16 protein-coding genes are annotated in these 20,111 nt (G+C 63.3%); 15 read left to right on the top strand and 1 reads right to left on the bottom strand.

Annotated elements, in window-relative coordinates; genetic code table 11:
* Positions 1 to 364 precede the first annotated feature (364 nt).
* The 15 genes from mutS to glnA all read left to right on the top strand — a co-directional run bounded on the left by mutS (position 365) and on the right by glnA (position 19,264).
* Positions 365 to 3,094: a DNA mismatch repair protein MutS gene (gene mutS / locus LKX83_RS09035; protein WP_227881845.1), complete on the top strand. Its 2,730-nt coding sequence runs from the start codon at positions 365 to 367 to the stop codon at positions 3,092 to 3,094.
* The gene (locus tag LKX83_RS09030) at positions 3,091 to 4,530 is read left to right on the top strand and encodes a S41 family peptidase (RefSeq protein WP_227881844.1); all 1,440 of its coding nucleotides are present in this window, start codon (positions 3,091 to 3,093) and stop codon (positions 4,528 to 4,530) included. Before mutS ends, LKX83_RS09030 begins: the two co-directional genes overlap by 4 nt.
* A gap of 78 nt (positions 4,531 to 4,608) precedes the next feature.
* The gene (mutL, locus tag LKX83_RS09025; protein ID WP_227881843.1) at positions 4,609 to 6,747 is read left to right on the top strand and encodes a DNA mismatch repair endonuclease MutL; all 2,139 of its coding nucleotides are present in this window, start codon (positions 4,609 to 4,611) and stop codon (positions 6,745 to 6,747) included.
* Complete coding sequence (locus LKX83_RS09020) at positions 6,744 to 7,532, top strand: class I SAM-dependent methyltransferase (RefSeq protein ID WP_227881842.1); 789 nt, start codon at positions 6,744 to 6,746, stop codon at positions 7,530 to 7,532. Before mutL ends, LKX83_RS09020 begins: the two co-directional genes overlap by 4 nt.
* Entirely contained in the window at positions 7,522 to 8,544 is a 1,023-nt protein-coding gene (miaA, locus tag LKX83_RS09015; RefSeq protein WP_227881841.1) for a tRNA (adenosine(37)-N6)-dimethylallyltransferase MiaA, read from the top strand. The genes LKX83_RS09020 and miaA overlap by 11 nt, the downstream gene beginning before the upstream one ends.
* 25 nt (positions 8,545 to 8,569) lie before the next feature.
* A complete protein-coding gene (gene hfq / locus LKX83_RS09010) occupies positions 8,570 to 8,812 on the top strand; it encodes an RNA chaperone Hfq (RefSeq protein ID WP_185140595.1) in 243 nt (80 codons plus the stop codon).
* Between the two features lie 164 nt (positions 8,813 to 8,976).
* Entirely contained in the window at positions 8,977 to 11,451 is a 2,475-nt protein-coding gene (locus LKX83_RS09005) for a transglycosylase domain-containing protein (RefSeq protein WP_227881840.1), read from the top strand.
* Between the two features lie 79 nt (positions 11,452 to 11,530).
* Positions 11,531 to 11,971, top strand: a complete 441-nt coding sequence (locus LKX83_RS09000; protein ID WP_227881839.1) for a GNAT family N-acetyltransferase — start codon at positions 11,531 to 11,533, stop codon at positions 11,969 to 11,971.
* Between the two features lie 97 nt (positions 11,972 to 12,068).
* A complete protein-coding gene (locus LKX83_RS08995; protein WP_227881838.1) occupies positions 12,069 to 12,629 on the top strand; it encodes a ribonuclease FAU-1 family protein in 561 nt (186 codons plus the stop codon).
* The gene (locus LKX83_RS08990) at positions 12,626 to 13,300 is read left to right on the top strand and encodes a YdcF family protein (RefSeq protein WP_227881837.1); all 675 of its coding nucleotides are present in this window, start codon (positions 12,626 to 12,628) and stop codon (positions 13,298 to 13,300) included. The genes LKX83_RS08995 and LKX83_RS08990 overlap by 4 nt, the downstream gene beginning before the upstream one ends.
* A gap of 64 nt (positions 13,301 to 13,364) precedes the next feature.
* Positions 13,365 to 14,378, top strand: a complete 1,014-nt coding sequence (locus LKX83_RS08985) for an AAA family ATPase (protein WP_227881836.1) — start codon at positions 13,365 to 13,367, stop codon at positions 14,376 to 14,378.
* 205 nt (positions 14,379 to 14,583) lie between these two features.
* Entirely contained in the window at positions 14,584 to 15,906 is a 1,323-nt protein-coding gene (gene hflX / locus LKX83_RS08980) for a GTPase HflX (protein ID WP_227881835.1), read from the top strand.
* A gap of 112 nt (positions 15,907 to 16,018) precedes the next feature.
* Complete coding sequence (locus LKX83_RS08975; protein ID WP_370639052.1) at positions 16,019 to 17,281, top strand: methionine gamma-lyase family protein; 1,263 nt, start codon at positions 16,019 to 16,021, stop codon at positions 17,279 to 17,281.
* Positions 17,282 to 17,473: 192 nt separating this feature from the next.
* On the top strand, positions 17,474 to 17,893 hold the full coding sequence (locus LKX83_RS08970) for a MerR family transcriptional regulator (RefSeq protein ID WP_227881834.1): 420 nt from the start codon (positions 17,474 to 17,476) through the stop codon (positions 17,891 to 17,893).
* 42 nt (positions 17,894 to 17,935) lie between these two features.
* Positions 17,936 to 19,264 carry a type I glutamate--ammonia ligase gene (gene glnA, locus LKX83_RS08965; protein ID WP_227881833.1) on the top strand — a complete coding sequence of 443 codons (1,329 nt, stop codon included), beginning with the start codon at positions 17,936 to 17,938 and terminating at the stop codon, positions 19,262 to 19,264.
* 216 nt (positions 19,265 to 19,480) lie between these two features.
* Here glnA and lexA read toward each other — a convergent pair whose 3' ends face one another.
* Positions 19,481 to 20,104, bottom strand: coding sequence for a transcriptional repressor LexA (gene lexA, locus LKX83_RS08960; RefSeq protein ID WP_227881832.1), 624 nt, complete (start codon positions 20,102 to 20,104; stop codon positions 19,481 to 19,483).
* Positions 20,105 to 20,111 lie beyond the last annotated feature (7 nt).

Genomic DNA, 20,111 nt, shown 5'->3' with positions numbered 1-20,111 from the left:
CGGTCTCGTCACCTTGGGCCTCTGTACCTGTATCGTATTAGCACGATGCCGGCAGTCCGACACGTCATCCTTCAGCGTGACTGCCAACGCAGGAGTTGGAAGAGGCACGAAAGGCATTCGATGAATCGGCGGCAAAGTTGGAACATCGCTACCAATGGGATCGACCGCCCCTGCAACGCTCGTTACGGAAACGTCCGTCCCTACTTGCAATAAAGCAACGCTCCCTATCGAATCGTCCGTCCCCGTTAATAGAGTAACGTTCCGAAGCGCCGTCGGCGCTTTTTTGCTATAATGAGGTGCTGATACGGATGAATCCGTGCGAGAAATTGAACGAAAACCTAGAATCCCACCGGGAGGACCGTCGATGGCTGGCTATACGCCGATGATGCAGCAGTACTTGGCCGTGAAGGAAGAAGCGCGCGACGCGCTGCTGTTTTTCCGGCTCGGCGATTTTTACGAAATGTTTTTCGAGGACGCCCTCTTAGCGGCACGCGAGCTCGAAATCACTTTAACGGGGCGGGGCGCAGGCCAGGAAGAGCGCATCCCCATGTGCGGCGTTCCCTATCATTCTGCGGAAGGCTACATAAGCAAATTGGTAGACAAAGGTTACAAAGTAGCGATTTGCGAGCAGGTGGAGGACCCGGCGACCGCCAAAGGCGTCGTTCGCCGCGAGATTGTGCGGATCGTCACGCCCGGCACGGTCATGGAGACGAAGGCGCTCGGAGACGGCGCCAACAACTTCATCGTCGGCGCCGCGGAGGCGGAGGGGCGCTTCGGCCTCGCCGCCTGCGACCTGACGACCGGCGAGCTGTACGTGACCTCGTTCGCCGCCGGCCGCGAGGCGGTGAAGAACGAGCTGAACGTTTACCGGCCGGCCGAGGCCGTCGGCGACGAATCGGCGCTCGCCCGTCTTCGGGAAGCGGCGCAGGCCGGCGGCCGAACGCTGCTCGGCACGGTGCGGGATGCCGGGCCGGACGAGGACACGCTCGCGGAGCGATTCCCGGACGAGCGCTGGGAGCGGCACGAGCCCGTCCGCCGGGCCGCCGTCTCGCGGCTCGTCGCCTATTTGGGCGAGACGCAGAAGCGCTCGCTCGGGCACGTGCGGTCGGTCAAGAGCTACGATCCGCAGCAGTTCATGGCGCTCGACGCCTTCACCCGGCGCAACCTGGAGCTGACCGAGACGGTTCGCGACCGGTCGCGCAAAGGCTCGCTTCTCTGGCTGCTCGACCGGACGCGAACGGCGATGGGCGCGCGGCAGCTGAAGCGCTGGATCGACCAGCCGCTGCTCGACCGCGTGGCCGCCGACGAGCGGCTGGACGCCGTCGAAGCGCTGCACGGCAACTGGATGCTGCGCGAGGAGCTGCGCGGCGAGCTGGCGGAGATCTACGATCTGGAGCGGCTGGTCGGCCGTATCGCCTACGGCTCGGCCAACGCGCGGGACCTGAACGCGCTCGGTCGCTCACTCGCCCGTATTCCCGCGATCAAGCAGCAGTGCGCGCAGCTCGGCACCGCCGCGCTTGCACGCCTAGCGGACGGGATGGACGCGTGCGCCGATCTGACGGAGGCGATCCGCTCCGCGATCGCGGACGAGCCGCCCGTCTCCGTGCGCGAAGGCGGCCTCATCCGCGGGGGCTATCACGAACGGCTGGACGAGCTGCGCGAAGCGAGCAGGAACGGGAAAACGTGGATCGCCGAGCTCGAGCGGCAGGAACGGGAAGCGACCGGCATCAAGTCGCTCAAGATCGGCTTCAACAAAGTATTCGGCTACTATCTCGAAGTGACGCGCGCGAACCTGGGAGCGCTGCCCGAAGGCCGCTACGAGCGCAAGCAAACGCTCGCCAACGCCGAGCGCTTCGTCACGCCGGAGCTCAAAGAGAAGGAAGCGCTCATTCTCGAGGCCGAGGACCGGATGGTCGACCTCGAGTACGAGCTGTTCGCCGCCCTCCGCGACGAGATCGCGGCGCACATTCCGCGACTGCAGCGGCTGGCGGAGCAGGTGTCCGCGCTGGACGCGCTGCAGTCGCTCGCCGAGGTGAGCGCGGAGCGCCGCTACGTGCGGCCCCGCTGGAGTGAAGGCTACGATCTGACCATCTCCGACGGCCGGCATCCTGTCGTCGAAGCAGTGTCGGACGGCGCCGTCTTCATCGCGAACCACGCTTCGCTCACGAAGGACGGCGGTGCGATCCTGCTCATCACCGGGCCGAATATGGCGGGCAAGAGCACCTACATGAGACAGGTCGCCATGATCAGCATCATGGCCCAGATCGGCTGCTTCGTCCCCGCCAAGGAAGCGGTCCTCCCGATGGTCGACCGCATCTTTACGCGGATCGGCGCCGCAGACGATCTCGTCGGCGGGCAGAGCACGTTCATGGTCGAGATGAAAGACATCCAAGTGATGACCGAGCAGGCCACCGAGCGCAGCCTCGTCATCATCGACGAGCTGGGGCGGGGCACGTCGACCGAGGAAGGCATGGCGATCGCCCAGGCGGTCATCGAGTACGTGCACGACGCGGTCGGCTGCAAAGCGCTCGTCTCGACCCACTTTCACGAGCTGGCGCATCTTGAGGAAACGCTGCCCCGGCTTCGCAACGGCTGCATGGCCGTCAAGGAAAGCGCCGACGGCGTGACGTTCCTTCGCAAGCTGGTGGCGGGCGCGGCCGATTCGAGCTATGGCATCTATTGCGCGCAGCTCGCCGGCTTGCCGGATTCGATCGTTCAGCGCGCGTACGGCTTGATCGCTTCGGGCGGAGACCGCCATGCGGCCGAGTCGCCGCGGCAGGCGGCGGCGGACGCTCTGACGGTCCCGCCTGCTGCCCCCGTTCCGGCGCCGACTGCGGAATCGGACCGCGAACGGCCGGACGAAGCGGCTCTGCCTGCCGCCTTTGCGACGCGCCAGGACGGCATTCAGCAGCTCTCGCTGTTCGGGGAAGTCGCCGCCGCGGCGGAAAAGCCGCGCAGGGCGCCGGCACCCGCAGAGGAAAAGATCGTCGGCAAGCTTCGCAAGCTCGACATTATGCGCATGACGCCGCTCCAAGCCCTCGAATGGCTGAACGACGCGCGCAACCAATTGATGGAAAGCGGGGAACCCTCATGAGTCATTTCCGTATTTTCCGGCGTTTCGCGGCCGCCGTGCTGGCGTCCGCTCTGGCCCTCGGCACGCTGACCGCATTGCCGGCGTCCGCGTCGAGCGCGAAAGCGGACGAGATTCGCCAGCTGTTGGAGCAATACCATATTAGCAAGCCGACGGACGAGACGCTGGACGATGCGGCGATCGACGGCATGATCGATTCGCTGAACGATCCGTATACGGAGTATTTCAGCGAAGAGCAGATGAAAGGATTTTCCAATCTCCTCGAGCAGACGTTCGTCGGCATCGGCATCGTTATGACCGAGGACGACAAGATCGTTTACATCGAGGACGTCATTTCGGGCAGCCCGGCGCAGCAGGCGGGCCTGCAGCCCGGCGACGCGATCCTGTCCGTCGACGGCGTCTCGATGGCGGGCAAAACGATCGCCGACGTGCAGCGCGCCTCCCAAGGCGTCGAAGGGACGAAGGTCAAGTTCGGCGTCAAGCGCGGGGAGCAAAAGCTGCTGTTCCAGGTCGTCCGCCAAACCGTACATATGCCTGCGGCATCGAGCAAAATGATGGGAGACGGCGTCGGCTATTTGGATCTCGACACCTTTTCGTCGGATGCCGCGAGCAAGTTCGCCAAGGAGCTGAAACAGCTTGAGCAGCAAGGCCTGCAATCGCTCATCGTCGACCTGCGGAGCAACGGCGGCGGCTACGTCGACCAAGCGCAGCTGATCGCATCGCAATTCATCGACGACGGCGTCCTCGCGCACCTGTTGGACCGGGACGGCAACGATACGCCGCTCGCCGTTCAGGGGACGACAAAGCCTTATCCGGTCTGGATTCTCGTCAACGGCGGAAGCGCGAGCGCCTCCGAGCTGCTCTCGGGCGCCCTGCAGGATTACGGCATTGCCAAGCTGATCGGGACGAAGACGTACGGCAAAGGCGTCGTGCAAAGGCTCGTGCCGGTTCCCTCCGGCGGTACGCTGAAGGTGACTGTCCAAGAGTACCTCACGCCGAACGGGAACCACGTCGACAAAGTCGGCCTTCAGCCGGACCTGGTCGTCGAAGGCTCGCTGGAGCAGCTCATGGCGGGGTTCCGCGCGGCCGGGGGCCGCACGCTCACGCTCACCTTGGGCAAAGGCTCCGCCGTGGTGAACGGCGTTCGCGTGGCCCAGCCCGGCCTCGTGCTAAAAAAGAACGGCGTCTGGTACGTCCGTACCAAGCTCGGCGCCAACGTCGCGGAGGCTATGCTGAGTTACGATGCGAAGGCCAAGCAAATCGTCCTGCTCCGCGACAGCGCGTCTTTCCGCGCGTCCGTGAAAGACGGGCAGGCGATTCTGGTCGACGGCGTCAGCTATCTCGACGTCCGGCTGCTGGCCAAGTGGTTCGGGGACGTGCAATGGAGTGCAGCGGGCGACGGGACGGTCACGCTGGCCGATACCGCGGCCGCGGCTTGATCCCGCCAAGCCGGCCGCCGCGCACAGAACGGCGGCGCGGCTCGCAAGCGCGACGCTAAACACGAAAGGAGAGCGAACATGGGGATCATCCGACTGCTGGACGAGCACCTGGCGAACCAGATCGCGGCGGGCGAGGTCGTGGAACGCCCCGCCTCCGTGCTGAAGGAGCTCATCGAAAACGCCGTCGACGCGGGCGCCAGAACGATCGACGTCACCGCCGAGGAAGGCGGTCTCGGCCTCATTCGCATCGTCGACGACGGTGCGGGCATCCAACCCGACGACCTGCTCACGGCGTTCCAGCGGCATGCGACGAGCAAAATCTCGACCGGCAAGGATCTGTTCCAGATCGGGACGCTCGGCTTTCGCGGGGAGGCGCTGCCCAGCATCGCGGCGGTCGCCAAAGTCCGCTGCGTAAGCGCCGCTGACTCGGAAGGCTTGGGCCGCCTGCTGGAAATCGAAGGCGGCGCCGTCAAGCGTCACGAGGACGCCGCCTCGCCGAAGGGCACGGACATGTCCGTGCGCGAATTGTTCTTCAATACGCCCGCTCGGCTCAAGTACATGCGGACGATCCAGACGGAGCTCGGGCATCTGTCCGAGGTCGTGTACCGACAAGCGCTGGCGCGGCCGGATATCGCGTTCACCTTTGCGCACAACGGCTCGACGCTGCTGCGTACGCCTGGCAACGGCGATTTGCGCCAGGTCGTCGCGGCCATTTACGGGACGGCCGCGGCCAAGGCGATGCTTCCGCTGCAGGCGGACCATCCGGACTACGCGCTGTCGGGACTTACGGCGATGCCGGTCGAAACGCGCGCGAACCGTAACGGCATCACGATCCTGGTGAACGGACGTTACGTGCGCAGCGCGGCGGCCGTGCAGCCGCTCCTGCAAGCGTACCATACGCTGCTGCCGATCAACCGTTATCCGCTGTCCGTGCTGCATTTGCGCATGCATCCGTCGCTGCTCGACGTCAACGTGCATCCCGCCAAGCTGGAGGTGCGCTTCAGCAAGGAGAGCGAGCTGCGCGCCTTCGTCGAGGAAGCCGTCCGACGGGCGCTCGGCGAGCAGGCTTACATCCCGTCCGGCTCATCGGTTCGCGCACCCAAGCAGCAGGTGTGGGCGCAGGAGCAGATCCGCTTCCAGGTGGCGCCGGACGCCGCCGACGCCTCGTGGGCAAACGGCGCCGGAGGCGTTTCCTCCGCTGCCGAGACCGCTTCCTCCGCACGCGGGGAAGCAGCGGCATCGGCGGAGCGGGCCGGCGAAATCCGCGAGACGGACGACGCGTCCGCCTATGCGGCGCTAGCCGCCGAGGTGCGGCCGCTCGCGCCCGGTCGCGGGGAGCCGAACGTGCTCCCGCCCGCCGATATTCGTCCCGCCGCCGTCCGTCCGGATGCATCGGGTGCTCCGGCCGCCGGCCGGGACGCCGGATCTCCCGCGCAGCCTGCGGGCCGATCCGCCGCGGACACCCGATCCGCCGCAGGCTTCCGATCTGCCGCAGCGTCCGGTGCCGCGCCGGACCGAGGGCCCCCTGCCGTCGCGGGCGGGTACGAGCGGCAGCAGCCGCCGGGCGCCCGCGTACCGGGCGAGGTGTGGGAAGCCGCCTTCGCCCCCGGCGCCGCGCCGGCGGAGAAGCCGGCGTTTCCGGAGCTGTACTGGATCGGCCAGCTTCACGGCACGTACTTGGTCGCCCAGAACGACTCCGGCCTTTACCTGATCGACCAGCACGCCGCGCACGAGCGCATCCATTACGAGATGTACTACGACAAGTTCGGGGAGCCGGAGGCGGCCAGCCAAGAACTGCTCCTGCCGGTCACGCTGTCGTTCGCACCGGACGAATGCGTCGCGCTGCGAAGCCGTCTGCGCTACTTCGAGCAGGCCGGCGTATATTTGGAGGAATTCGGTGGCAATACCTTTATCGTACGCGCAGTGCCGCATTGGCTGCCCAAAGGCGAAGAAGCGGACATCGTAAGGGAGATGGCGGAGTGGATCCTGAAGGAGCGCGCCGTCGACCTGCACAAGCTGCGGGAGAAGGCGGCGATCCTCTGCTCCTGCAAAGCTTCGATCAAAGCGAACCAGTACCAGACGCGCGAAGCCGGCGAGGCGCTGCTGCGGCGGCTCGCGAGCTGCCGTCAGCCCTACACATGTCCCCACGGCCGGCCGATCGTCGTCAGCTTCAGCACGTACGAACTGGAGAAAATGTTCAAACGGGTGATGTCGTGATCGTAACGACGATGGAAAAGCCGGATGCGGCCGTCTTGGCCGAAGCCGGCCGGCTGGCCGGCGAGCTCGGCTGCCCGCTCGTGCCGCGCCGGCGGGAGACGATTGCGGGTCTTCGCCGCAGGCATGCGGAGGCGGAGGACGGCGTGCTCGTCGTCGGGCGCGACGAGCTTCGTTTCGTGACGAACGGCGAGCCGCCGCTCTTCTACCATCCGAGCATGGCGCTCGTCCGCATTAAGCGGCTGATGGACGGAGGCGCGGACGCGCTCGTCGTCGCGGCGGACGCAAAGCCTGGCGACGTCGTCCTCGACTGCACGGCGGGACTCGCATCGGACGCGCTCGTGCTATCCTATGCCGTCGGCGCGGAAGGCAGGGTGACCGGCGTGGAAGCTTCCAGGACGCTTTATGTCATCGTTCGCGAAGGGCTGCGGAGCTATGTTTCGGAGGTCGAACCCGTCAACGAGGCGATGCGGCGCATCCGCCTGGTGCAGAGCGATCATCTAGCCGTGCTGCGGGAGCTGCCCGACCGGAGCGTCGACATCGTCACCTTCGATCCGATGTTCTCGCAGCCCGTTCAGGCGTCCGCGTCGATCCGTCCGCTGCGCGCCGTCGCCGAGGACGAGCCGCTGACCGCGGCCGCCGTCGCCGAAGCCCGCCGCGTGGCGCGCAAGCGCATCGTGCTCAAAGAACACCGCGACAGCGAGCTGTTCGAACGCCTAGGCTTCGAACGGGTGCGCAGCTCGTACTCGGCGGTGGATTATGGAGTGATTTTGATTCATGACGTTTAATAACCAGACGGAGGATCGGGATTGGCAGTCGGCGAATGCCGCGGACAAGCCGCCGCTCCTCGTGCTCGTCGGCCCGACCGCCGTCGGCAAAACCGCGCTCAGCCTGCAGATCGCCAAGGCGTTCGGCTGCGAGATCATCAGCGGCGACTCCATGCAGGTGTACCGTGGGATGGACATCGGCACGGCGAAGCTGCCGCCGGCGGAGCGGGAAGGCATCCCGCATCATCTGATCGACATCCGGGACCCGCACGAGCCTTTTTCGGCCGCCGACTTTCAGGCCGCCTGCACCGAGGCGATCCGCGACATCCACGGCCGCGGCCGCATTCCGTTCATCGTGGGCGGTACGGGGCTGTACGTCGAATCGGTCTGCTACGACTTTCGGTTCCAGCAGCACGGGAGCGACGAGGCGTTCCGGGCGCGCATGCAGGCTTTGGCGGACGAGCGGGGAGCGGATGCGCTGCACGCGCGCCTCGCCGCCGTAGATCCGGCTAGCGCGGCCAAGCTTCATCCGAACGACGTCCGCCGGATCATCCGCGCGCTCGAAATCTATGAAACGACGGGCCGGCCGCTTTCCGATCTGCAAGCGCAGGAGAGAGGGGACCGCAAATCTTCGCCTTATTCGCTCGCGCTCGTCGGCTTGACGATGGACCGCGCTCGGCTGTACGACCGGATCGAGCGCCGCGTCGACCAAATGTTGGAGGAAGGCTTGGTGGACGAGGTTGCGGGCTTGCTGTCGGCGGGCGTCCCGAGCGATGCCGTCGCCATGCAGGCGCTCGGTTACAAAGAGATCGCCGGCTATTTGACGGGACTGACCGACTATACGCGGGCGGTCGAATTGCTGAAGCGGGATACGCGGCATTTCGCCAAGCGCCAGCTGTCCTGGTTCCGCCATATGCAGGATCTCCAATGGGTGGATGTAGATGCCTATCCAAAAAACTCCGAACTTTTCAAGGAGATCTGTGCTATAATAGCAGGAAAGTTTCCATACGATCTTGAATATATTTGTTCATAATCATTAGGCGATGGGGGATACGGCAATGAACAAGTCCATTAACATCCAGGATACGTTTTTGAATCAGCTGCGCAAAGACAGCATTCCGGTCACGGTCTATCTGACCAACGGATTCCAAATCCGCGGCGTCGTACGCGCCTTCGACAACTTTACGATCGTCATCGACAGCGAAGGGCGGCAGCAGATGGTATACAAGCATGCCATCAGCACGTTTACGCCGCAGCGCAACGTATCCCTTCAGCAGCAGGACACGGGAGCGGACGCCTAATCGCAGGCGTCCCTCGCGGAAGAGAATGAAACCTTTCGCCCCCCTTTCGCGTCTAACGGAATAGTCCGGCCACCGAGCAACCCGTTCGTCGGGTTGTTCTTCTTTTGAAGCGGGTATGACGTAAATAGAGAAATGCAGGACAAAGTGGAAAAGGGGAGATCCAAATGGCACCGACAGCTAAGAAGAGCAAAGGACAGGACAGGCGTTCGAAGGCTCCCAAGCGCAAAAACCGCAAGCGCGCCGCCTTCATCTGGCTATTTTTCGTCGTCTTGTTCGCGGTCGTATGCGCGGTCGTCGGCTATCTGCTCGTCATCCTGAACGGCGAGCGCATCCTGGCCACCAACGAAAACAAGCTGAACAACATGGACCGGGCCACCATTATCGCGGACGCGAACGGCAAGGAAATCTCCAAGCTGTCCGTCGCCGAAGGGAACCGGGAATATATTCAATTCAAAGACATCCCGAAAAAAGTGCAGGACGCCTTCGTCGCGACGGAGGACAAGCGGTTCTACGAACACGGCGGCGTCGACTTGTGGGGCATCGGCCGGGCGCTCGTCAAGGACGTCGTCGCCCGCAGCATGGCCGAAGGCGCCAGCACGATCACGCAGCAGCTGGCGCGCAACCTGTTCCTGAGCTCCGACAAGACCTGGTTCCGCAAAGGCACCGAAGCGTCGATTGCGCTCGCCCTCGAGAACCACAAGTCGAAGGAAGAGATTCTGGAGCTGTATTTGAACCGGATTTACTTCGGCAAAGGCCAATACGGCATCAAAACCGCCGCCAAGTATTATTTCAACGTCGGGGACCTGAACAAGCTGGAGCTGTGGCAGATCGCCACGCTGGCGGGCATACCGAAGGGGCCGAACATCTACAATCCGGTCAAGGATCCGGAGAAGTCCAAGGAACGCCGCGGCGTCATTCTGAAGCTGATGGAGGACCAAGGGCTGATCACCGAAGAAGAGCGCGCCCAAGCGGCCGCCGTCGACTACGATCCGTCGGTCGTGCCGAAGGATCAGCGCGGCAAGTTCGCTTCCTTTACCGACTATGTCGTGGACGAGGCCCAGAAGGTGCTGGGGCTGGAGGAAGAGGAACTTCTGACCGGCGGCTATACGATCTATACGACGATCGACATTCCCGCGCAGGAAGCGATGGAAGCGGCATTCGCCAAAGATTCGAACTTCGAGAAGAGCAAGGACGAGATCCCGATCCAGGGCGCCATGGTGATCATGGATCAGCACGACGGCTCGCTCAAGGCGATGGTCGGCGGACGCGACTACGAGCGCAACGGGTGGAACCGGGTGACCAAAGGGCGGCAGCCGGGCTCCTCGTTCAAGCCGATCGTCTCGTACGGCCCGGCGATCGAATCGGGGGACTACTTCCCGTGGTCGACGCTCCGCGACGACAAAATCTGTTACGACAAAGGCAAGTATTGTCCGACCGACTCCAACGGCAAAAAGTATATCGGCGCCGTGAGTATGAAGGAAGCGATCCGCGAATCCCGGAACCAGCCGGCCGTCTGGCTGCTTAACGAGATCGGCGTATCCACGGGCATCAAGTTCGCGGACAAACTCGGCATCACGCTCGACAAGGACGACCGCAACCTCGCGATCGCGCTCGGCGGTTTGACGAAGGGGGTCACCCCGATTCAGATGGCGCGCGCGTACGGCACGTTCGCGAACGGCGGCCAGCTCCAGGATCCGCACAGCATTCTGAAGATCGAAAACGGGTCCAAAGAGCCGGTCTACACGGTCAAGAACAACGCCAAGCAGGTCATCAAAGACACGACGGCCTACTACGTGACCGACATCCTGAAAGGCGTCGTCTCGGGCGGTACGGGGACGAAGGCGCAAATGAACGGCCGGACCGTAGCCGGCAAGACGGGCACGACCCAGCTCGGCATCCCGGGCGTCAAATCGAGCGGCAACCGCGACGTTTGGTTCGTCGGCTATACACCCGAGTGGACGGCGGCCGTCTGGATGGGATACGACAAGACGGACAAAGATCACTACGTGCAAAAGAGCAGCGGCCAGGCGGCCGCCCTGTTCTCCCAAGTCATGTCCAAAGCGCTCTCCGGTCACGAGAAGCTCAGCTTCCCGGAACCGAAGAACGTACAAGAGACGAAGCCGCCGGAAGGGATCAAGGATTTGAGCGGGACGTACGACGATCAGCAAGTGGCCATCGATCTGGGCTGGTCGGCGGTCCAAGGGGACGAGGTCACATACAAGATCTACCGCAAAGCCGACGGCGAGTCCAAGTTCAGCCTGCTCGCCGAATCGTATACGCCGGCTTACGAGGATATGGCAATCCTGCCCGAGATGACGTACACTTACTACGTCAGACCTTACCAAGCATCGACCAAGACGGAAGGCGCGGAGTCCAACCAGGTGACCATCACGGTTACGACCGGATTGGAAGAAACGCCTCCGCCGGAGGAGACGCCTCCGCCGGAGGAGACGCCTCCGCCGGACGGCGAGTCGCCTCCGCCGGGAGAAGTGACACCGCCGCCGGGAGAAGTGACGCCGCCACCGGGAGGCGAGACGCCGCCGCCGTCGCCGACCCCGACGCCGACGAACGCGCCGGCGGTGGGTCAACGCGGAGACCGAGGCGGGGCGACGGATCTGACCCCGACCCCGACGCCTTGAACGAACGCACATCCGGAAGGGGAGCAAGCGATGACGCTTGTTCCCCTTTGCCATCTCTTCAGACAAGGAGCCATTCAACATGAACTGTATCGCCGTAAACGATTCCGAACAACTGGCCGCCGGCCTTCGCATCCGCACGGAAGTGTTCGTCCGGGAGCAGGGGGTTCCCATGGACCTCGAAGTGGACGAGTTCGATGCTTCTCCCGACGCCTGCCGCCACTTCCTCGCGCTGGACGGCGAGACGCCGATCGGCGCTGCGCGATGGCGCCCGTACAAGCCCGGAGCCGCCAAGCTCCAACGCATCGCGGTGCTGGCCGATCATCGCGGCAAATCGGTCGGACGCCTGCTCGTGCGGGCTATGGAAGCCGACGCCGCGGCGCGCGGCTGCACGGAAGCGATCCTGGACGCGCAGTGCAGCGCGGAGGCGTTCTACGCCAAGCTCGGATACGAGAAGGTGTCGGACGAGACATTCCTCGACGCCGGCATTTTGCACGTCCGCATGCGCCACGCGCTGGTCTGAGACGGCATTCGCCCGGCTGCCCGCGCCGTCAACTGGTGACGGACGGTAAGTTGTGGTAAGCTTTGTGTAAATCTGCATTTGGGAACGAGAGAGGACTATGAAACGTAAATTTTCGGACCGGGCCAATTGGCGCCGAATATTGAAGAAGAGCTACGCCTGCATTCCGATGGATGAGCCTTACTTCCGCGGTTTCGTCACGCTGTACCGCATCCACGAGCTGCGCGATCCGCTCTGGAAGGAGTACAACGGCAAGCGGATGTGCCTGGCGGACAAGGGTTATTTGTGGACGCAGCACTTCCCCCGCGGCGAGCACTTCGTCGTCACGACGATGTTCGACGACAAAGGCAACGTCGTGCAATGGTACATCGACATCTGCAAGACGCAGGGGCTCACCGATCAGCAAGTGCCCTGGTTCGACGACTTGTACCTGGACATCGTCGTCCTCCCGAGCGGTGAGACGCTGCTATTGGACGAGGACGAGCTGGAGGAGGCGCTCGACGAGGGTCATATTACCGCCCGCGATTCCGCGATGGCGCAGCGTACGGCCAATCGGCTGCTGTCGCTGATCCGGCAGAAAAAATTTCCTTACTTTGAACTTAGCCTGCAGCACCGCAAGCTGTTCCTCGAACGGCTCGGGTGGGAGAACGGGACGAGATGAACGCGGAGCGACCGGATTCGGCGCAACGCCGTCTTGCCGCCGTTCGACGGCCGAAGCGGCGACGCTTCCTCCGCGTCATCGCTTGGACCGCGCTTGTCGGGCTGCTCGCGCTGGCGGCCTGGTGCACGGCGATCTACGTTCATATCGCCCGATTTGACGGAGCGCCCGCAGGGGCAAAGCCGCACCGCGCGGACGTCGGCATCGTGCTCGGCGCCAGGCTCTGGAACGACAGGCCGAGCCCGGGGCTCCAGGAAAGGCTGGATTTGGCGCTTTCGCTGTACAAGGCGGGGACGTTCGACCGCTTCATCGTATCCGGCGGGCTCGACGCCGGCGGAGCGACGGTTACGGAGGCCGAAGGAATGCGCGATTATTTGCTCTCCCACGGGGTTCCGGCGGACGCGATCGTGCTTGATGACGCCTCCCGAAGCACCTACGAGAATTTGCTCTTTTCCCGGGCGATCATGGACGAACGCGGCTGGCGGACGGCCGTCGTCGTTACGCACCAGTACCACGGCGCGCGCGCGCTGGATATCGCGCGCACGCTCGGCTATCGGGATGTGCAGGTGCAGGTGACGCTGTCCCATGTCTTGAACATGGCCTACCACCGGACCCGGGAAGTGCTTGCCTATACAAAATGGCTGGGACAGAAGTGGTTGTTGCATGCCGCCTGACCGCTCCGAATAGATTGATAATGCGGCAATTTCGTCGACATTCGTCTGCGGGGTGGAAAGCGCGATGAACACGAGAGCTACGGGGACGCGGGATGCCGCGGCTGCTCGGCCTTCCCGGCAAATCAACGTCGTATTGCGGAGCCATGACGCGGCGCCGGCCGCTGGCTCGCCGTCCGAGCCCCCGGCGTCGGCACGGAGCCTCCCTGCGAACGGACCCTGGTCGGAGTGGCAGAAGGAGCTCGACCGCATGGTCGGACTCGACAACGTCAAGGAGCTCGTCTACGAGATATACGCTCTTCTCCAGATCGCACAATATCGAGGAGAGGCCGGCCTGCACAGCCAAGCGCACGTGTACCACATGATCTTCAAGGGAAATCCGGGAACGGGCAAGACGACGGTCGCGCGGCTGCTCGCGAAGCTGTTCCAGGGGATGGGCCTGCTCGCCAAGGGCCATCTGGTCGAAGTGGAGCGCGCCGATCTCGTCGGCGAATACATCGGCCATACGGCGCAGAAGACGCGGGATCTCGTAAAGAAGGCGCTGGGCGGCGTCCTGTTCGTCGACGAGGCCTACAGTCTCGCGAGAGGCGGGGAAAAGGACTTCGGCAAGGAAGCGATCGACACGCTCGTGAAGGCGATGGAAGACTACAAAAATCAATTCGTCCTGATTCTCGCCGGCTATACGATGGAGATCGACATGTTCATGCTGACCAATCCGGGACTGCCCTCACGGTTCCCGATCCAGATGGAGTTTCCCGATTACAGCATCGACCAGCTCGTGCAGATCGCCGAAGGCATGGCGCGCGAGCGGGATTACGTCCTGATGCCGCAGTCGCTCTTCAAACTTCGCCAGTTGGTGCTGCAGGAGAAGGGCGAGGCGATCTACCACTTCAGCAACGCCCGATTCGTGCGGAATGTGTTGGAGCGGGCAATCCGCAACCAAGCCGTCCGGCTGCTGCAGATGTACCCCGTGGACTCTCCCGGGCGGCAGGAGCTCGTCGGCCTGCGCCCCGAGGATCTGCGTCTTTCGTCCCCGGCGGGGACGCCCCAGCCTGCGCCCGGCGCCGCCTCGCCGCCGTAACGGCGGCGAATCGGCCTCGCTGCAGCAAGCGGTGCGCGTCGGCCTCGCTTTTTTTGCGCCGTTTGGGAAAGGATAGAAACCGGACCTTCGCTGCGCTTCCCCGAGAGCGCCGCCCTTAACGCCTGATCGGCGGCCAATCGCGTCGCGCGGTTCGGGGTAAGAATAACATGTCATGTCTCAACCGATGGAGGCTCTCTTACCCGATATGAAGCAAAATACGTACGATACCGGAGCGGACCTTCGCGAACGGGCGCTGCTGGTGAGCCTGGTGACCGACGAAGTCCGGCGGTCCGGCTCCGATCCGAAGCACTCGTTGCAGGAGCTGGTTCATCTCGCGGAGACGGCCGGCGTCGAAGTTGCCGGGCAAATTATGCAAAATCGCGATGTCCCGGATACCAAGTGGTTCGTCGGCAAAGGCAAGGCGCAGGAGCTGAAGGCCGCGATCGCGGCGGAAGGCGTAACGACGGCGATCTTCGACCAGGAGCTGTCCGGCGCGCAGGTCCGCAATCTCGAAGCCGAGCTCGACGTCAAAATCATCGACCGCACACAGCTCATTCTCGATATTTTCGCGGGACGCGCCAAGACGCGCGAAGGCATCCTGCAGGTCGAGCTGGCTCAGCTCACCTACTTGCTGCCGCGGCTGTCCGGCCAAGGGGTGAATCTGTCCCGGCTGGGCGGCGGCATCGGCACGCGGGGACCGGGGGAGACGAAACTGGAAACCGACCGCCGGCATATCCGCAACCGGATCGGGGAGCTGAAGCGGCAGCTACGGGAAGTCGTCGCGCACCGCCACCTTCACCGCGAGCGCCGCAAAAAAGCCGGCGTCGTGCAGGTCGCGCTCGTCGGCTACACCAATGCCGGCAAGTCGACGCTGCTTCGTCAGCTCACCTCGGCCGACGTGCTTGCCGAGGACAAGCTGTTCGCGACGCTGGATCCGACGACCCGGGCGCTACGGCTCCCAAGCAGCAAGGAAGTGCTGCTGACCGACACCGTCGGCTTTATTCAGAACCTGCCGCACGATCTCGTCGCAGCCTTCCGCGCCACGCTGGAGGAGGCGAACGAGGCCGATCTGCTGCTGCACGTGGTGGATGCGTCTTCTCCGATGCGGGACCGGCAGCAGGCCGTCGTCGAGGAGGTGCTGGGCGAGCTGGGGGCGGCCGGCAAGCCGACGCTGATCGTGTACAACAAGATCGACCAGGTGCCCGCCGCGGCGATCGGACTGCTCGTCGGCGGCGCCGACGCGGTCCGGCTCAGCGCGTTCGACCGACAAGATTTGGACCGCCTGCTGCACCGGATCGAGGACAAGCTTCTGGGTGGCGTCGTCAAGCTGCGGCTGCCTGCCTCGCGCGGGGATCTCTCCGCGCTTGCGTACCGGGTCGGGGACGTGCTGGTGCGGGATACCGAGGAAGAGGACGTGGTGCTCACGCTGCGCGTCAATCCGGTCGACATGGAGAAGTGGGGAGGCCCGCTGGAGCCATTCCGGGCGGAGCCAATCGCGCAGCCGGCGGCATCGGAAGCGGAAGTTTGAGCGGGTAACGCATCGGCTTCGTCGTCCTTCGGCGGCGGGGCCGTTTTTTTTGCTTGGGAGATTCGGAATGCGAACGGACATGACAAAGACCGGAATGGGGAACGAGAGAGGCATGACGAACGATCGCATGGAAACGCAATGGGATACGATGGCCGATACGGCCGAACGGTTGGCCGCTTCGCAGCTTCAGGCCATGGACCGCATGGCCGAACGAAATCAATGGAAGGTCATTCGCGCCTTTCAGGCACACAAAGTAAGCGACTATCACTTCGCATCCTCGACGGGATACGGCTACAACGACCGCGGGCGCGAGGTGCTGGATCTCGTATACGCGGACGTTTTCGGCGCGGAGGCGGCGCTCGTGCGGCCTCACTTCGTCTCCGGCACGCATACGATCGGCACGGCGCTATTCGGCGTTTTGCGTCCCGGGGATGAGCTGCTGTTCGTCACCGGGCAGCCCTACGACACGCTGCACAACGTCATCGGCAAGCCCGGCGACGGCAGGGGGTCGCTGGCCGACTGGGGCATCGCGTCCTCGGCCGTGCCGCTCGAAGCGGACGGGCGGGTCGATTGGGATGGCGTCGCGCGCGCCGTGACCGACCGGACCCGCGTATTCGCCATTCAGCGTTCGCGCGGCTACGACTGGCGGCCGTCGTTTACGATCGACGACATCCGCGACATGACGGAGCGGCTGCGGCGGCTGAAGCCGGACGCGATCATTTTCGTCGACAATTGCTATGGCGAATTTACGGAAGCACTCGAGCCGCCGCAGGTCGGCGTCGATCTGATCGCGGGCTCGTTGATCAAAAACCCGGGCGGCGGGCTGGCGGCTAGCGGGGGATACATCGCGGGCAGGGCCGATCTCGTGGAGCTGGCCGCGTACCGGCTGACGGCCCCGGGGATCGGGGGCGAAGTCGGTGCGATGCTCGGGACGACGCGTTCGCTTTACCAAGGACTGTTTCTCGCGCCGCTGCTCGTGAGCCAGGCGGTGAAAGGAAGCATTTTTGCGGCCGCCGTTTTCGAAACGCTCGGGTTCGAGACGCATCCGAAGTGGAACGATCCGCGTACCGACCTCATTCAAGCGATCCGTTTCCGCTCGCCGGAACCGCTCATCGCATTCGTGCAGGCGGTGCAGCGCGCGGCGGCCGTCGACGCGCACGTCGTTCCCGAGCCGTGGGACATGCCCGGCTACGAGAGTCCGGTCATCATGGCGGCGGGCACCTTTATTCAGGGAGGCAGCCTGGAGCTGTCCGCCGACGCGCCGATCCGCGAGCCTTATATTGCGTATATGCAGGGAGGTTTGACCTATGCGCACGTGAAGCTGGCCGTCCGTCAGGCGTGGGAGGATTTGCGCCGCAAAGACATGATCGGGTGACGCCTGCTTGACATTCGCATCACATTCGCTTCACATCCGTATTACACTCGCATCCCATTCGATTCCGTAAAAGGGCGATCTTTTGTGCGGGTAATCGTAATTAAACCTCACATTCCTTGACACGTTTTTGGAACGGAGCTACAATGGAGTTGATTTCAATTATAACGCGTCAAGATGGAAGGTTGATACGAGATGGCTGGCGATGAAATACGCAGAAACATGGCGCTGTTCCCGATCGGCATCGTAATGAAGCTGACCGACCTGACGGCCCGGCAAATCCGCTATTACGAACAACATGAACTGATCCAACCCGCGAGGACGGCAGGCAATCAACGGTTGTTTTCTTTCAATGACGTCGAACGCCTGCTCGAGATCAAATCGCTCATCGAGAAGGGCGTGAACATCGCCGGCATCAAGCAGGTGATGAACCCGGTCGGCGAAGGCGTCGACGACGGTACGATTATGAACGAACAATCCGAGGTCAAGCGCCGCGAGATGTCGGATTCGCAGCTCCACCGGATGCTCAAGCAGCAGCTGATGTCCGGCAACAAGCGCCCGGGACAAGTTTCGCTGATCCAAGGGGAACTGTCGCGTTTCTTCAAGAACAAGTAGAGCAGCTTATCCATCGAAACGACCAAACTATAGGAGGTTCCCATGAGCTACACCCGCGAGGATATCATTCGCATCGCCAAAGAAGAGAACGTCCGCTTTATCCGCCTCCAATTTACGGACTTGATGGGCATCATCAAAAACGTCGAAATTCCCGTCAGCCAGTTGACCAAAGCGCTTGACAATAAAATGATGTTCGATGGTTCTTCCATCGAAGGTTACGTTCGGATCGAAGAATCTGACATGTACCTCTATCCGGATCTCGACACGTGGGTCGTGTTCCCTTGGGTGACGCAGGATCGCGTAGCCCGTCTGATCTGCGACGTCTACATGCCGGATGGCACGCCGTTCGCCGGCGACCCCCGCGGCATTCTGAAGCGTGCGCTCCAGGAAGCCGAAGAGATGGGCTACACTGCGATGAACGTTGGACCGGAGCCGGAGTTCTTCCTGTTCCAGACGGACGAGAAGGGCAATCCGACGACCGAATTGAACGACCAGGGCGGGTATTTCGATCTGGCGCCGACCGACCTCGGGGAAAATTGCCGCCGCGATATCGTGCTCATGCTCGAAGAGATGGGCTTCGAAATCGAGGCGTCCCACCACGAAGTCGCGCCCGGTCAGCACGAGATCGATTTTAAATATGCCGATGCGATCCGCGCTGCCGACCAGATTCAGACGTTTAAACTTGTCGTCAAGACGATCGCCCGCCAGCATGGCCTGCACGCCACCTTCATGCCGAAGCCGCTGTTCGGGATGAACGGCTCGGGCATGCACTGCCACCAGTCGCTGTTCCGCGGCGGGGAGAACGCCTTCTACGACGCGAACGACCGTCTCGGCCTGAGCACGGTGGCCCGCCATTACATGGCCGGCATCCTGCAGCATGCGCGCGGAATGGCCGCCATCACCAACCCGACGGTCAACTCGTACAAACGCCTCGTGCCGGGCTACGAAGCGCCGTGCTACGTCGCTTGGTCCGCGAGCAACCGCAGCCCGATGATCCGCATTCCGGCTTCCCGCGGCCTCAGCACGCGCGTAGAAGTGCGCAATCCGGATCCGGCCGCCAATCCGTACCTGGCGCTCGCTGTTATGCTGAAGGCGGGTCTCGACGGCATCCGCAACAAGACGTCGCTCCCGGCTCCGGTCGACCGCAACATCTACGTCATGTCCGAAGAGGAGCGCGTCGACGCCGGCATTCCGAGCCTGCCGCTCAACTTGCGCGAGGCGCTCTCCGAGATGCTGCGCGACGAAGTCGTCTGCGACGCGCTCGGCGATCACGCGCTCAGCCACTTCTTTGAAATGAAGGAAATCGAATACGACATGTACCGCACCCAGGTCCATCAGTGGGAGCGGGATCAATATTTGACGATGTACTAACGGTCGTCTGCACGCGAAAATAAGCGGGAGTCTCGGGCAAGTCTCGGGCTCCCGCTTTTTTGCGTTTCGGATCGATGGACCGACTTGCGCGTAATCAAAAACCTCCAGCCGAACGAAGTCGGGAGGAGGTCTTGGCAATCGGATATGCTTCAAGCGCGGTTGCGAGCCGCACGCTGGGAACCGGTCGAAGCTTGTACGCCCGGCGAGCGCGCCGGATCAGCGGAAGCTGCGGATCAGGCCGATGACTTTGCCCAGGATGCTGACCTTGTTCAGGCGAATGGGCTCCATTGTGCTGTTCTCCGGCTGGAGGCGGATGTGATCGCGTTCCTTGTAGAACGTCTTGACGGTCGCTTCGTCTTCCTCGGTCATGGCGACGACGATCTCGCCGTTGTTGGCCGTCGGCTGCTGCCGCACGATGACGTAGTCGCCGTCGTGGATGCCGGCTTCGATCATGCTGTCGCCTCGGACGGAGAGCATGAAGACCGTCTGCTCGCCGACCATCTGGGCCGGCAGAGGGTAGTAATCCTCGATGTTCTCGGTAGCGGTGATCGGCACGCCTGCCGTAACCTTGCCGACGAGGGGGACTTGGCGGACGGTCTGGGCGAAACGCACGACGGGATCGTCTTCGCCGTCCGTGATCTCGATCGCCCGGGGCTTGGTCGGGTCGCGGCGGATCAGGCCTTTCTTCTCCAGGCGGTCCAGATGGCCGTGGACCGTCGAGCTCGAGGCGAGGCCGACGGCCTCGCCGATCTCCCGAACGGAAGGGGGATAGCCTTTGTCGCGGACTTCGTTCTTTATGAATTCCAAAATAGCGGTCTGGCGGTTGGACATCTTCGACACGGGCGAA

Origin of the sequence: Cohnella baijiui (assembly GCF_020731285.1) — a bacterium.
In the GTDB taxonomy this organism is placed as follows: Bacteria; Bacillota; Bacilli; order Paenibacillales; family Paenibacillaceae; genus Cohnella.
The sequence above is the reverse complement of the archived record's forward strand: the minus strand, read 5'-3'. Positions and strand labels throughout refer to the sequence as shown.